This is a genomic window from Arcicella gelida (genome assembly GCF_034931025.1).
GTDB lineage: Bacteria > Bacteroidota > Bacteroidia > Cytophagales > Spirosomataceae > Arcicella > Arcicella gelida.
This window is the reverse complement of record NZ_JAYGIL010000006.1, coordinates 82,860-98,000: the sequence shown is the minus strand read 5'-3', so window position 1 is coordinate 98,000 and position 15,141 is coordinate 82,860. Positions and strand designations below refer to the sequence as shown.

The 15,141-nt window shown below is 34.4% G+C and carries 12 protein-coding genes; 6 read left to right on the top strand and 6 right to left on the bottom strand.

What is annotated here, in order from left to right; translation table 11 throughout:
- The first annotated feature begins 28 nt into the window (after window positions 1-28).
- The gene (locus tag VB776_RS06625) at window positions 29-3,016 is read left to right on the top strand and encodes a PD-(D/E)XK nuclease family protein (RefSeq protein WP_323327258.1); all 2,988 of its coding nucleotides are present in this window, start codon (window positions 29-31) and stop codon (window positions 3,014-3,016) included.
- Between the two features lie 7 nt (window positions 3,017-3,023).
- On the opposite strand, the gene VB776_RS06620 is transcribed toward VB776_RS06625, so the two are convergent.
- A complete protein-coding gene (locus VB776_RS06620) occupies window positions 3,024-3,329 on the bottom strand; it encodes a hypothetical protein (RefSeq protein ID WP_323327255.1) in 306 nt (101 codons plus the stop codon).
- A gap of 829 nt (window positions 3,330-4,158) precedes the next feature.
- Between VB776_RS06620 and VB776_RS06615 the strand changes: the two genes are divergently transcribed.
- On the top strand, window positions 4,159-5,088 hold the full coding sequence (locus tag VB776_RS06615; RefSeq protein ID WP_323327253.1) for a fasciclin domain-containing protein: 930 nt from the start codon (window positions 4,159-4,161) through the stop codon (window positions 5,086-5,088).
- 290 nt (window positions 5,089-5,378) lie between these two features.
- On the opposite strand, the gene VB776_RS06610 is transcribed toward VB776_RS06615, so the two are convergent.
- Together VB776_RS06610 and VB776_RS06605 are read right to left on the bottom strand one after the other, a co-directional pair.
- Complete coding sequence (locus VB776_RS06610; protein ID WP_323327251.1) at window positions 5,379-6,131, bottom strand: DUF3108 domain-containing protein; 753 nt, start codon at window positions 6,129-6,131, stop codon at window positions 5,379-5,381.
- 50 nt (window positions 6,132-6,181) lie between these two features.
- On the bottom strand, window positions 6,182-7,234 hold the full coding sequence (locus tag VB776_RS06605; protein WP_323327248.1) for an aminopeptidase: 1,053 nt from the start codon (window positions 7,232-7,234) through the stop codon (window positions 6,182-6,184).
- A 198-nt stretch (window positions 7,235-7,432) separates the two neighbouring features.
- On the opposite strand from VB776_RS06605, the gene VB776_RS06600 reads away from it, so the two are divergent.
- The 4 genes from VB776_RS06600 (at window position 7,433) to gatC (ending at window position 9,880) form a co-directional block, all read left to right on the top strand.
- A complete protein-coding gene (locus VB776_RS06600) occupies window positions 7,433-7,801 on the top strand; it encodes a Rid family detoxifying hydrolase (RefSeq protein ID WP_323296727.1) in 369 nt (122 codons plus the stop codon).
- Between the two features lie 10 nt (window positions 7,802-7,811).
- Window positions 7,812-9,308 (top strand): glutamate--tRNA ligase, encoded by a 1,497-nt coding sequence (gene gltX, locus VB776_RS06595; protein ID WP_323327246.1) that lies wholly within the window; start codon window positions 7,812-7,814, stop codon window positions 9,306-9,308.
- Between the two features lie 83 nt (window positions 9,309-9,391).
- Window positions 9,392-9,568 (top strand): hypothetical protein, encoded by a 177-nt coding sequence (locus tag VB776_RS06590; RefSeq protein WP_184134445.1) that lies wholly within the window; start codon window positions 9,392-9,394, stop codon window positions 9,566-9,568.
- Window positions 9,569-9,592: 24 nt separating this feature from the next.
- A complete protein-coding gene (gene gatC, locus VB776_RS06585) occupies window positions 9,593-9,880 on the top strand; it encodes an Asp-tRNA(Asn)/Glu-tRNA(Gln) amidotransferase subunit GatC (RefSeq protein WP_323327244.1) in 288 nt (95 codons plus the stop codon).
- A gap of 58 nt (window positions 9,881-9,938) precedes the next feature.
- Here gatC and VB776_RS06580 read toward each other — a convergent pair whose 3' ends face one another.
- From VB776_RS06580 to VB776_RS06570, 3 genes are all read right to left on the bottom strand, one after another.
- Window positions 9,939-10,904 carry an AAA family ATPase gene (locus VB776_RS06580; RefSeq protein ID WP_323327242.1) on the bottom strand — a complete coding sequence of 322 codons (966 nt, stop codon included), beginning with the start codon at window positions 10,902-10,904 and terminating at the stop codon, window positions 9,939-9,941.
- Window positions 10,905-11,066: 162 nt separating this feature from the next.
- A complete protein-coding gene (locus tag VB776_RS06575) occupies window positions 11,067-12,416 on the bottom strand; it encodes a peptidylprolyl isomerase (protein ID WP_323327240.1) in 1,350 nt (449 codons plus the stop codon).
- Between the two features lie 219 nt (window positions 12,417-12,635).
- Complete coding sequence (locus tag VB776_RS06570) at window positions 12,636-14,900, bottom strand: peptidylprolyl isomerase (protein ID WP_323327238.1); 2,265 nt, start codon at window positions 14,898-14,900, stop codon at window positions 12,636-12,638.
- Window positions 14,901-15,141 lie beyond the last annotated feature (241 nt).

Here is a 15,141-nt window from a genome sequence, read left to right as displayed (position 1 = left end):
CAAATTTCCAAACTTTCAAATCAAACTCATGCAAACTTTCCTCGACCAAGCCGCTGAATATATTTTTAAACAACATTCCCTCAATCAGCTTAGTCGGGTTTGTATCGTGATTCCTTCTCGACGTGGGGTTTTGTATTTCAAAGATGCTTTGGCGAAGCTTTCTGATAAGCCTTTTTTAGCTCCCGATGTACTGGCAATCGACGATTTTGTGAATACCATGACGGGCGTTCGCCAAATCGACCAAGTGGCTTTGTTGTTTGAATTGTACGATGTTTTTAAGGAAATTGACCCGAATGTTGTCTTTGAAAGATTCATGACTTGGGCAAGTACATTGCTGAACGATTTTGATAAAATCGACCAATATTTAGTAGATGCCAAAGCTTTGTTTGCTTATATGTCGGAAGCCAAAGCGATTGAACGTTGGCAAATGCAATTGGGAGAGTCGCAAAGAGATAGAAAACTACAAACCGACCGCACCGACCGTTACTTCAAACTTTTCGAGAATATTTTTACGGTTTATCAAAACCTTCGGCAGCGTTTGGCAGACAAAGGTTTGCATTACCGTGGCATGGCTTATCGAGAATTAGCCGAAAATGTCGAAAAATATATTTTAAGCAAAGAGCGTCATACAAAGTATTACTTCGTGGGCTTTAATGCCTTGAGTGATGCCGAAGAAAAAATCATTCGTACTTTACTAAAAAGGAAAGGCTTTGCCGAAACCCTTTGGGATTCAGACGCTTATTATCTCTACAACAAAGACCAGAAAGCAGGAAACTGGTTGCGTTATTATAAAAATGGCGATGAGAAAAATGGTATTACTCCTCTTTTCAATGAAGAGTGGAAATGGCAGTCGGATGAATTATTAAAAGGTAAAAAGAAGATTCAGATTATTGGCGTTGCCAATGCCAGTGTACAGGCGAAAGTAGCAGGACATATTTTTAAGGATTGGGAAAATACTTCAAAAATAGACGCAACAATTCCTAAATCGCAAACGGCAATCGTTTTGGGTGACGAGAATTTATTAGTACCTGTGATGAATTCTTTAGATGAATCAGTCAAAGATTTTAACGTCACGATGGGGCTTTCTTTGCGAAATTCTATGCTTTTTACGTTGGTTGATGCTCTTTTTGAGTTGCAGAAGAACTTAGTAGAATTCAAAACAGAAGATGGCGGAACGGTAAAAATTCCAAAATTCTCGCATCGACAAATTGTAAGAGTACTGAATCATCCATTTTTGAGGAGGTATGAGTTGATACGGTTTAAAGCGGAACAAAACGAACCGAAAGAAAACCCCATCCGAAAAACCCTCCATGAAATCACGGAAAGAAATCGTGTTTTTCTTAGCTCAAAAGAGCTTTTAGAAATTGGAGAATATGAACCTCTTTTTGAAAGTATTTTTAAACATTGGTACAACAAACCCAAAAATGCGGTCAAGTGTTTTTATGAGTTAATCGACTTATTAAGAGAAGTTTACAAAGAAAATCAAGATGCTATTGAGACGGAATATCTCTATCAATTTTACTTGATTTTACAAAGAATGGAAGTAATTCTGGATGAACGTGGCGACACGGTAAGTATCCGAAGTTTCAAAACTTTCTTGTATGAATTGATTAAACAAACCAAAATTCCTTTTGAATCTGAAACGGATGAAAGTTTACAAATCATGGGAATGTTGGAAACCCGTACCCTTGATTTTGAAAAAGTAATCATTTTGTCGGTCAATGAAAAAACACTACCGCAAGGCAAAAGACAAAATACTTTAATTCCTTTTGATGCTCTCAGCGACCCACAATTTAATTTACCAACCCACAATCACGCCGATGCCGTAATGGCTTATCACTTTTTTAGGCTCATGCAGCGTGCTAAAGAAGTAGTACTTGTTCACGTTTTGCCTTCGGATACTTATGGAGCTGGTGAGAAAAGTCGCTTTATTTTGCAGATTGAACATGAATTATCCAAGCTAAATCCTAACCTTGACATTACTTATCCGAATGTGAAATTTATTGGTTTGGAGGAAACTGAGGATAAAGAAGAAACACCTTTGTTGATTCAAAAAACAGCCGATATTTTGGCATTTATCGAACAAGAAATTACGGAAAAAGGAATATTTCCTTCTCAGATGAATCAGTTTTTGGATTGTTCGCTCAAATATTATTTTACACGCATTGCAGGAATCGCACAGGAAGAGGAAGTAGAAGAGAAAATCGGTGTTGACACTTTTGGGAATTGGATTCATAAAACTTTTGAAAATATCGACAAAACCTTTGTAGAAAAAGGAAGTAAAGTAGAGAAAGAAGATTTACAAACAATACTCGAAAACATTGATACTTATCTGAAAGAAGCCTTTCTCCAGACCAATCAAGGTTTGAAAGCAGATGATGGAATGAACTTTATTCTTTACCAAATTGGGGAAACGATTGTTAAGAAATTTATCAATTACCAATTGGAAAATGAGGTTTTCCCGATTGAATTATTGGATGTAGAAAAAACGTTGAAAGTTACTTTTAATGCAAAAGTAAATGACAAAGTATTACCTGTGAAAATTGCGGGTAGGATTGACCGATTGGATAGAGTATCGGGCAATAAAATCAGAGTAATTGACTATAAAACGGGTAAAGTGGAAGCCAAAGAACTGAGCATGAAGCCAGAAGATTTGGAAGAAAAACTATTGGGCGATACGGATAAAGATAAATTCAGACAACTTTGGTTGTATAAATACATGGTATTGAAACAAATGCTTTCAAGCAAAGGCTTGAGTATCAGAGGAACGAAATTGCCCGAAATTGATAATGAAGTAAGTGCAGGTATTTATTCATTCAGAAATATTGATGCAGGTTTATTAGAACAAAAAATTGCCTTTAATGCAGGCGAAACAGCGATGGACTTTGTAGCAGATTCCGAAAAGTACTTACAACAATTTGTCAGCGAGTTACTCAATCCCGAAAAACCTTTTGAAAAAACCAAAGACCAAGACAAATGCCAATATTGTGATTATAAGAGGATTTGTGGGAGATAGGAATGAATTATGAGTTATGAATTTTAAAATATGCTGTATTTTCGCCATGCAACATACACACTGACGTAGCTTTGTCACTTAGCAAATTAATAACCAGCATAACAATGGCGAGTACCAATGGTATTTTCATTAGGGAATATCCAAAATCTTTTATGCCTTTTTCAAATGTAGTTTCAATTGTACTCGCCGCACTCTTAGAAATATTACCAAAAATAGTTTTATCGCCTATTTGAATGATCAAAGCTTTGGCGTTACCCCTAACAATATTTGTCACTTCCCAAAGGCAACTAATGATATAATCAGCAGGTAACATATCTCCAGCATTTAAAACGATAATATCGCAGCCACTTTTTTGATATAATTTCTATGGTTTGTTATCCCTTAAAACTGGAGCTTTCAAATACAACATTGATTGAAGTTTTTCTACAACACGACCTGTATTTTGTTCTTGAAAAAAACTAAGGAAGCCTGTGAACAATGCGATAAAAAGAATAAAGAATAGATAGGAAGTGTTGCCAAGAAATGCTGAGAGAATGACTTCACCGGTGAGAAGTAGCATCAGTAGCATTTTGAATTGACTTATAAACAAAATCTTTGCTAAAGGCAGATTTATTTTTAGGCTGATTCCCAGGACTTTGTGATAAACCCTTCCTTATCAGAACTATTTAATTGCTGAAACCAGTAGTTAGCGTTGTACTACCAAAAACTTTCTGTTTGTTTTTCCTGCACAAGGCAATTTATGATAATTAGTAAATGCTGAAACTTTCGTTTTGAGAGTCTAATCAAAAGAAAGATGTTAAGAATGAATTATAACTGACTTTCATCAACTTAAAATCTAAAAGAGTAAAAAGCTCACTAGATTTTTAGAAATCATGCACAATATAAGTCTTCAAGCATGGAGCTTTCAAGTTTTTTAATGATGTTTTTTGTCTAGTAAAAAGTCCCTTTAATCGAGAAATCAGTAATATATGTCTTAAAAATGCAAGTTTTGTTTAATTATTTCAATAAAGTATTAAACAAAATCATTTTTGAGTAGTTCTATAGTCAAGACTTGCAATTCTTGAAAAAATGTTACTCCCATGGTGACATTATTAATTCTAAACAACACAAGAGCATGGGTGCTTGTACAAATAATAATAATAATGAAAGCTACTAAAAAAATCATTTTACCTATTCTACTTTTGCTTGCCTCATTAGGCGTTTCTTCGTGTGATAAAGACAACAATGTTGACCCCCCTAAAACTATTGTGGATGTAGCGGTTGCGGATGTTCAGTTTTCCACACTTACAGCAGCACTCACAAAAGCTGAACTAGTAACAGCCCTGCAAGGTAATGGTCCTTTCACTGTTTTTGCCCCAAATAATGCAGCTTTTGGAAAAGCAGGTATTACCAGTTTAGATGGTTTGAGTAAAGAAGCACTTACCCCAATATTAACTTCACATGTGTTGAGTGGTAAAGTTTTAGCTGCTGATGTAAAAAGTGGTACAGGTAATACTTTAAACACAGCAAACAACATTTATTTTTCAGTTAATCCATCAGGTGTATTTATTAATGGCAACATTAAAGTCATCAGTACGAATATAGATGCTACCAACGGAGTAATACATATAATAGATAACGTTATTGTACCGCCGTCAAAAAGCCTTGTACAAATAGCAACGACTACAGCTGATTTTTCAGAACTTACTTCGTTGGTACTTGCAGCAGATCCGGCGGTAGCTAAAGCTTTGACAGACGCTTCAACCACAGGACTTACCGTTTTTGCTCCAACCAATGCAGCATTTAATGAGTTGTACAAAACAATTCCGAAAGCCACATTATTAGACCCCGCAAACAAAAAATTACTAACTGATGTGTTATTATATCATGTGGTGGGAGGCAGAGTATTTTCAACTGATTTGCCAAACGTATCTGGCGAAGTAGCTACTGTAAACACAGCGAACATTAGATTTGATTTAACGAATGGTGCTAAAGTGGTAGGTAAAACTAGCGGTAATTCAAATATTACGGCAGCTAATGTATTAGCAACTAACGGAGTAATACATGTAATTGATAAAGTGTTATTGCCATAATTACTTGGTTTTTTATTCAATATTTGGGTGCAGTAACTAATTGAATGTACTAATAAGTAAAAGGACGTTATTAGTTAACGGTATATCTGTTATCTGTATTTAATTTAAAATCAGATAGTTAATACTATATTCAAACATAAATTTATTGTCAATTTAATTTGTCCTTTTACTTAGTAGGAATAAATAACTATTAAGCGAGTAAACAGGAAAATATCAATTTTACAAAAAATGTTCCTGTTTACTCGCTCAAACAATATAAATTTTAAAATAATATAAGTTAATAAAAACTCCTATTGAAATTTCAACTCATGTTTTAGCCCTGAATACTTTCTTAAATCCAAAGCCAAAGCCCCAATTTTTAAAGATACTTCTGCTCGAACAGGAATTTTGTTTTCGTCGTCGGTCACCCACATTTTTACCGATTCTTCATCAGAAAAGAAATTATTTTTAGGTAACTGTGGCGTGATTTTGAAAGTACTTATTTTGCCAAATTTGGTGTTAATCGTTTCTTTTCCACGATATTTCAAACGCATATTATACACTTCGCCTTCAAAAAAGAAAGTCACTGGAACAGATTCACCAATGGTCATTTTAGAAAAATCAATAGTTCTGATGAAATAATAGCCACTTACAACATCTTGAATATGCTTTGGAAGTGTGTAGTTTTTCTTTTCTTGCTCATCATTCAATTCGAATAATTTTGCTGTGTTATTATTATGATTGAAAATTATTCTTTGCTCTTTTCTATAATTTCCCTCTTGTTTTTTCATGTAAAACTGCTGAGGTAAAATTTGCGAAGCATCAATATAGGAAGTCCAAGTATCACGAACTTTGCTAATCCAATCGGTTACACCTACTGTTCTGCCTACGATTCCTACTTTATAGCAAGGGCGACCATTGGCATTTTGTAGTTTGTCGTCCACGTCCACAATGGCTTCGGCAGCATTTACAAAACCGTAGTGTACACGGTATTCGATATGTTCGCCAGTGCCAAAACTATTTTGTTCAATTACTCTTTCCTGAAGTGAGGACTTGAAACTCATTGCGGTGATGATGACGATGAGAAGCAAAAATATTTTTTTCATATAAATATCTACTGATTATATTTCTTTTGGAAGAATTTCAAAAACTGGTCGAAATTCCCATTAAACTGTTTTTGGAATATTTCTTCAAATTCATTTTGTTGAGAATGATAGGTTTTAAAACCTACAAAATAGGCATTGTTGGGTAATTCTTTTTTATTGATTTTGGGTTTAGAGAATGCTCGTAAGCTTTTGTAAATAGTATCTTGGTTTACTTCAATTTTTTCAATTAACGCATACTTCAATGAATCCTTGCGTGCATCTAAAAGATTTTTACCTTTGAAAGTTTGATAAAGGCTATCCAGTTTCAACGTTCCTCGATTCAAATGTTTGATATACCTGTCTCGAATGATTTTTGCTTGAAGATATTTCTTCAATTCTGGTGAATCAATTCCATATTTATGAATTAAAAAACGCTTCGCTCCATATTCCCCAATTGAATTTGCTAGGTTTTCACTCGTCTCATGATTATCCTTTACAAAAATTGTTCCATGCGACATTTCGTGAATAATGAGGTTTGCTAATTTCCCATCTGAGTAATAAAGCATACTTGATAAAATAGGTTCGGGTAGCCAACCTAAAGTAGAATAAGCGATTCCTTGTCCCATTTCGGTATCATAACCTTTTTGTTTCCACAGTTTTTCCTCCTGATAAGCTGCAGTAGAATCAAAAAATCCTTTGTAGGCAAAACTACCAATAATTGGAAAATCAAACATAACGGCTTCCATTTCATAGCGTTTGGCTACTGTCAGCAAGTAAACCAAAGGTTTGCCAGATTGGTCATAGAGCGTCTGATACACATCTGGATTATCATGTAAACCCAGAGAATCAATCGCAAAACGACGTACTTCACCAATAAATAAAATACGTTTTTTTAAGGAATCGGGAACGTTTTTATCTGCTAAAACTTCTTGCAATGGACGAGTATTAAAGGCAACATCCAAACCACCTTTGGCTTGTTGATAAAAATAGACTACCCATACTCTTTGCCAGAAAAGGACTAAAGTAATTAGGACTAAAAACAAAAAAACAATTTTATATTTTCGACGAATATTGAATGCCATGGAAAGTAGATATTTAATACAATTAAATTCATTGTGAGCAAATTATTGAAAATATCTTAGAATACACCTAAAATCTTTTGATATGAGTACAGATTTGCTTGTCACAAAATTATCATGATTTGAATAAATACCTTAAAACAGCTAATCATTTTGTAACTTGCACAAAATTTAGGGAAACCGATAAAGATACAATCAACAATGAAACAAATCATTTTCACTGAAAAAGCACCCGCAGCCATCGGACCATATTCTCAGGCTGTACTTTCTAACGGAACTTTGTACATTTCAGGGCAAATTGCCTTTGCTTTGGCAGAATCTGGAGCAAGTATTCAAGAGGAAACTCGTCAGGTAATGGAGAATTTGAAAGCCATTTTAGAAGCTGCTAACATGACTTTTGAGAACGTAGTAAAAGCGTCTATTTTCGTAAAAGACATGAACAATTTTGCAGCTATCAACGCTGTTTATGGCGAATATTTTTCAGAGAATCCTCCTGCACGTGAAACGGTAGAAGTGGCACGCTTGCCAAAAGATGTGAATGTAGAGATTTCTTGTATTGCAGTAATTTAATTTTCAAAAAATGTCAGATCAAGTAAGAGTACGTTTTGCACCAAGTCCAACGGGAGCTTTGCACGTGGGCGGTGTCAGAACAGCATTATATAATTATTTATTGGCCAAAAAGTTAGGCGGTAAAATGTTGCTTCGTATTGAAGATACCGACCAAACTCGTTTTGTAGAAGGTGCAGAAAATTACATCATCGAAGCCCTTTCGTGGATTGGCATTACCATTGATGAAGGCGTAGGAGTAGGCGGTCCACACGCACCGTATCGCCAATCTGAACGCAAGGCAATGTATATGGATTATGCTATGCAACTCATCAATTCAGGAAAAGCTTATTACGCTTTCGATTCAAGTGAAGAATTGGATGCTATGCGTCAAACTTTTGAAAGCCAAGGTTCCGCTTTTCAATACAATGCTGCTACTCGTGGTCGTTTGAAAAATTCATTGACGATTTCGGAAGAAGAAACTCAAGCTAAAATTGCTGCAGGCGAACCATTCGTAATTCGTTTGAAAGTACCTGCTAAAGAAGAAGTACGTTTTAAAGATATTATTCGTGACTGGGTTCATGTACATTCATCAACAATGGACGATAAAGTATTGATGAAGTCGGACGGAATGCCAACGTATCACTTAGCCAACGTTGTGGATGACCATTTGATGGAAATCACACACGTAATTCGTGGAGAAGAATGGTTGCCATCAGCACCTTTACACGTATTATTGTATCGTGCATTTGGTTGGGAAGATACCATGCCACAGTTTGCCCATTTGCCTTTATTGTTGAAACCAGAAGGAAATGGTAAACTTTCTAAACGTGATGCAGATTTAGGCGGTTTTCCAGTTTTCCCTTTAGAATGGAAAAATCCAGACGGTTCTATTGCTAAAGGTTTCAGAGAAGAAGGATATTTGAACGATGCCGTGGTGAATTTCTTAGCCTTTTTAGGTTGGAATCCTGGCACAGAGCAAGAATTATTCTCAATGGACGAATTAGTTGAAGCCTTTACTTTAGAAAGAATCAACAAAGCAGGAGCGAAGTTTGATATTAATAAAGCAAAATGGTTCAATCAGCAATATTTGAAATTACGTTCTGATGAAACTTTGGCAACGGAATATTTACCGAACTTTGAATTAGATAAAGCCTTAAAAATCGTACATTTATTCAAAGAAAGAGTAACTTTCCCACAAGAAATTACGAAAGAAGCCGAAGCACTTTTTGTAGCACCCACTACTTACGACGAAACCGTAGTTGCATCAAAATGGAATGACGATGCCAAGAAAGGAATCTCTGCTTTCAAAGATGCTTTGCCAGCTTTAGATAATTTTGTAGCCGATGAAATCAAACATGTTTTGAACGATGAGTTACAGAAGTTAGGTATTAAAATGGGAAAAGTAATGCAAGCTTTGCGTGTAGCAACTACAGGTGTAGGAGCAGGTCCAGATTTGATGCTATCGATGGAAATTATCGGAAAAGAAGCTGTAATTACTCGTTTAGAAAAAGCTTTGGCAGTTTTGTAAGTGATGAGTTGTGAATTGTGAGTGATGAGTAATTAATATGTTGAATGTACTAATTTTGAACTTCAAATTTTCAAATTCATAAAATGGCAAAGAAAAAAGAAACTCCTAAAAAGGAACTCCCAAAAGTTCATAATGAACTTGATGGATTTGATATTTCAATCAACTCTTTTGGTGAAATCAATAGAAGTATTGATATTGAAAAAATCAATGAGTTTTTGAACAAACACATGGACGATAAAAAATTGAGAGGAAGAGAATAACCTTTGCTTTCAATCAATCAAAAGATGAATATAGATCAAGAATTATTACAAAAGATTGCTCATTTGGCTCGTTTAGAAATGCCAGAATCTGCTGAAAAGGAAATGAAAGATTCTTTGGAATCAGTATTGAATTGGATGTCGGAATTGGATGAAATTGATACTTCAAATGTAAAGCCACTTACGCACATGAGTTTAGAAATCAATGCTTTGCGTGAAGATAAAGTAATTCCAAACATCAGCCGTGAACAAGGTTTGAAAAATGCTCCAAAACAAGATGGAGAATATTTTAGAGTTCCGAAAGTGATGGAATGATACAATGAAAGAGGATGTATTACAAAGACATCCTCTTTTTTAATGAATTATTTTCTGGCTACAAAAGCTTACTAATAATATTCTCTACAGATATTCCTTCTGCTTCTGCCTTGAAATTTCTAACAATTCTATGGCGAAGTACAGCCATCGCTACAGCCTTTACATCTTCAATATCTGGTGAATATTTTCCACAAAGCAAAGCATTACATTTTGCGGCCAAAATCAAGTTTTGAGAAGCTCTTGGTCCAGCGCCCCATTCTAAATATTTATTTGAAATAGCATCTCCTAATTCAGTATTAGGTCGTGTTTTATGAACAAGTGTCACTGCATATTCTACTACATTATCAGCAATAGGTACTCTTCTTACTAATTGTTGATAAGCCAATATTTCTTCGCCTGAAACTTGTTGTGCAATCTTATATTTCTTATCTGATGTCGTATTTTTAACAATATCTAATTCTGCTTGATAAGATGGATAATCAAGCGTTACCATGAACATAAAACGGTCTAACTGTGCTTCTGGTAATGGATATGTTCCTTCTTGTTCAATTGGGTTTTGAGTTGCCAATACAAAAAAAGGTTTATCTAAAGCATATTTTTTGCCAGCAACTGTTACTGAATACTCTTGCATGGCTTCTAAAAGTGCAGACTGTGTTTTGGGAGGAGTTCTGTTTACTTCATCTGCCAAAACGATATTTGCAAAAATAGGCCCTTTGACAAACCTAAAATTTCGTTCATTGTCTAATGTTTCTGAGCCGATAATGTCAGAAGGCATCAAATCTGGGGTAAATTGTATCCTGTTGAAATCTAAATCTAATGCACCAGCAATAGTTTGAATGAGAAGTGTTTTTGCCAAACCGGGTACACCAACCAATAAACAATGTCCTTGACAAAAGATAGCGGTAAGAAGCATTTTAACCGTTTCGTCTTGACCGATAACAACCTTTCCGATTTCTGAAGTAAGTTTCTGATAGGATTCTTTTAAAGCATCAACTGCTTCAACATCTGACTTAAATTGAACCATATTTTCTATTTTGTTTGTCGATTTTGTGCTTTTTACACACAAAATTTTGCTTACTATTTTATGAGATGTACTTATAACGAAAAATGTCAGGCTAATCGTAGTTTAACCTGACACAATTTAATTTAAAACAAGATTTTTACCAAAGAATAATGAATCTTAAAATCACTGATCATTCGTTTTCATGATATTACATTCTTTATATTCATCAACAATGTAAATAAATACATCGTTTTTGGCAGTGGCAAACCATTTTTCAATGGCTGTATTTCGTTTTCTGTTCAATGCGTAATTAGACATTCTTTGGAAATCGTCTTCTAAATTCGCATAGTGTGGAGGATGTTTTGCTTTGTAATATAAAATTCTCATTGCCGAACGTCCATCTTCTGTTCTGTATGGCATTGGAGGAGTAATTGTTCCTACCGTCATTGAATCGATAGTAAAATATAACCCAGATTCCATTGTGCCGTCTAAAGCCATTTTTATCGAACGAGTTTGTGGGTCTGTAATCATTCCACCACCATCTTGAGTTGCTTTATCTTCTGAGAACTCTTTCGCAGCACGTTCAAATTTAATACTATCTCTTTGAATTAATACTCTGATACTGTCCAAGAATTTTGTAGGTTCTACAACGTCTAATCTTTGATAGTCTGGTCTTAATAAAATGTGCAAAGCATGATATTCTTGCCCACGTACTTCTAATAATTTAATTAAGTGGAAACCAAATTCAGATTCAACTACATCTGACATTTGATTTGGCTTTAACTTCAATGCTGCTGCTTCAAATGGTGCAACCATTTGTCCACGTTTTGCAAAACCTAAATCGCCACCTCTTTTTCCTGAGCCTAAATCTTCTGAATATAATTTAGCTAATTCTTCAAATGATTCTCCGTTTTCTACTCTTTTTTTATAATCGTAAAGCCTTTTGTACAGTTCGTCTTTTTGTGATTTAGTCGTTTTAGCAAGCCTTACAATATGTCCAATTTCTACTTCTGAAGGCATATAAGGAATAGAATCTTTAGGAATTGCTTCAAAGAAACGTCTTACTTCTTTAGGCGTAATTTTTACATCACTCGTAATTTTTTCTTGCATTTTACGAGTTGTCAATTGCTCTTTAATGGCTGAACGAAGTTCATCTTTCAACGAAGCAATACTTTTGCCATAAGCTTCAACAATATTTTTTTGAGAGCCAAACTGTTGTTCCATTTGTTCCATTCTGGAAGTAAGCTCAGATTCTACTCTTTTGTCTTCAACAGTAATTGAGTCTATTTCTGATTTTGCTAACATCATCTTGCCAACTACTAAACTTTCAAAAATTTGACAAGTAGATGGTGCACCAGCCTGACCACTTTGTTTGTATTGTTGTACTTGAGATTCTAACTCTGATTTTAAAATATAATGGTTGTCAACTTTTGCAATGATTTTATCAATTACAACTGGCGTTTGTGCCTGTAATGCTTGACAAAAAAGCAGACAGATTGCAAAAAGGGAAATGAAGAATTTCGAAAATTTCATCTAAAAAATGAATTAATATGAAACGTACAGGGCTTTATGGTTTTTGAAAATGTACGTAGATTGACAAAGATAACGTTTTTTAATCTCTAATTTGATATGCTAGCACCGTTAAAAAGTGTTAAGAACAAGGTCTAAATCATAAAGAGAGAAGAAATAGGCTCTCGAATATCAAAAAAGTCAAAAGAGAAATGTATTTACTTCTGCTTTTGACTTTCTTGTTTAATCTAATACTCTTTGAATTTCGCTTTCATTAATATTTAATGAATACTTAGCTTTTAGTTGATTGAGCCATTCATCAGATAGTTGTTTTTGATAGTCTCTAGTTACTTGTCCACGAGCTTCTTTGAAAGTTTTTGTTCTTGGTTCTTCAACTTTCTGAATATTGATTGAAACAAATCTACCTTTAAGGTTAATATTTTTCTCTCCTAAAGTCCATTCAACAGCAGCTAAATACTCATTTTCATCTTTTTTGAAATAACCTTCTTCAGCACTTAAACTGTTTGGTTTTAAAGCATTAAAGCGTTTTACAACATCTTCCATCGAATCAGATAAGAATCTAATGCCAATTCTACTGTTTTTACTTCTATCAGTTTTTGAAACTGGCTTATATTTACCATCATCTTTTTCAATGATTCTCATTGGCGAAACACCACTGTTGATTAATAAATTCACAGCTTTTTTTGCTCTTTCAGCCGAAATACTTTCTTGTTCTTCTGGGTCAGAATTGCCAGTTACTTCAACGATATAATCTCTGTTTTTTAATAGAATGATGTTTAAATCATACAACATTTTCTGAGCATCGGCAGAGAAAGCAGATTTATCTTTTTCGAAATAAATATCTGGAAATCTGCGATTCATCGGATAAGGTGCTTTGGCTAACATCGTTTTGGCTTGTTCTAAAGTTTCTTTGCGGTCGCTGGTGATTACTTTCGCTAAAACTCTATGCGTGTATTGATATTGGTCGATGTGCTGATTATAGAATTTTACTTGTGCTAAAGAATCTAGCGATTTTTCAAACACGTTATCATTCAACATCTGTTTTTGAAGAATACCTTCTCTGTACTCTTGAATATCAGCACGGAATTCTGGGAATTTTACTTCAAGATTAGCTTCTTCAAATCTTAGGTTTTGATTTTCTACAAAAAGGTCGTACCAATCTTGTGGTGTCTTTTCATCAAGTGCTTTTAGTTTGGCTAATTGACGTTGATGCTTGGTGACGAAAGTATAAAAATCTTTAACAGTCGAAACCGATTGATTGATTGTAAAAAGAGTTTTACTTAAATAATCTTCAGAACCAATTCTGTCTTTGTAGAAATTGTCGATAGCTTCTTGCTTTACCGAAACAGTTTCTTGGAAGTTATTATCTTTTTGTAAACGCTTTACTAAATTATTTTTGATGATAACATTGCGTGAAGCATCAGCATTGATTTTTTGACGAATAAAAGGTGCCATTTCATCATATTTTGGCAAACTTTTCTTTTCAATAAGTCTGAAAATATGCCAACCCAATGAGGTTTGAATAGGCAAAGTGTAGTCGTTTTTTTCTTTTAATGCAAAAACTGTTTCTACAATTTTCTGATCAATCAATGTGCCAGCATCCCAAAATCTATTCATTACACCACCATTATCTTTGGTGCGTGGGTCTTCAGAAAATGCTCGGCAAACTCCTTCAAAAGGTTCATTTCTTTTGAGGTATTCATAAGCTTCGTCAATTTTCTTTTTAGCAGCAGTGGCTTCGTCTGATGAAGCATTTGGAGCAAGACTAACAAGAATGTGTGCTAATTTTACCTTACCTCTGAAAGAATGTCTATCTAATACTTTTATTAAATGAAAACCTTTGTTGGTTCTAAAAGGAATAGACATTTCGCCTTTTGGAGTATTGTAAGCGGCACTTTCAAAGGTGTAATTGTTTTCTAATACCGACAGAAAACCTAAATCTCCACCTTTTATTGCGGAGTAAGTATCTTTAGAATTTGTTTTAGCTAATTGTTCGAATGATTCGCCTTTAGTAATTCTGGCTCTGAGAGACCTTAGCTCATTATAAGCCGCCATTGTATCGGCTGGACTAGCATTTTTTGCCAAAGGAATAAAAATCTGTGCTACTCTTACTTCTTCACGCATTCTTTCATACGATTCTTGGATGAGTTTTTCAAGCACTTGTTTATCAACTAAATATGGATTGGCTAATTCTTTGCGGTAAGTATCTATTTCTTCACGAAAAGCACGAGTAGTATCTTTGCCCATGCGTTCAGCCGCATATACAATTAACTTATAATTGATGTAATTATTGATAAATTCTTTCTGATTGTCTTTTCTGATGCTATCGCTTTGAAGAAGCTTTTGGTAGGTTTGGGCGAATTCCTTTGAGTTGATAGTCCTATTCCCGATTTTAAGTACATAATTTTCATTTTGAGCTTCGGCACTGACGACCGTTATCAATAATAATGCAATTATTTTGTATATTCTGGTTAGTGATTTATTCATTATTTTCAATCTTAATTGTTTGAAGCAATTATTTTCAAACCTTGATACCCCTAAATTTATCCGCTTCAACACACAAAACGTATAAGTACTTAGTACCTTATGTAACTATTAAATGCTTATGTTTATTGTAAGAGAATTACAAAAATATAAATAAAAAACCAGCAAAGTATTATGTGTATTTTATTAAAAAACAGACATAATACAGTAACTTGTTGTTTATTAGTAGATTACTATTCTAATA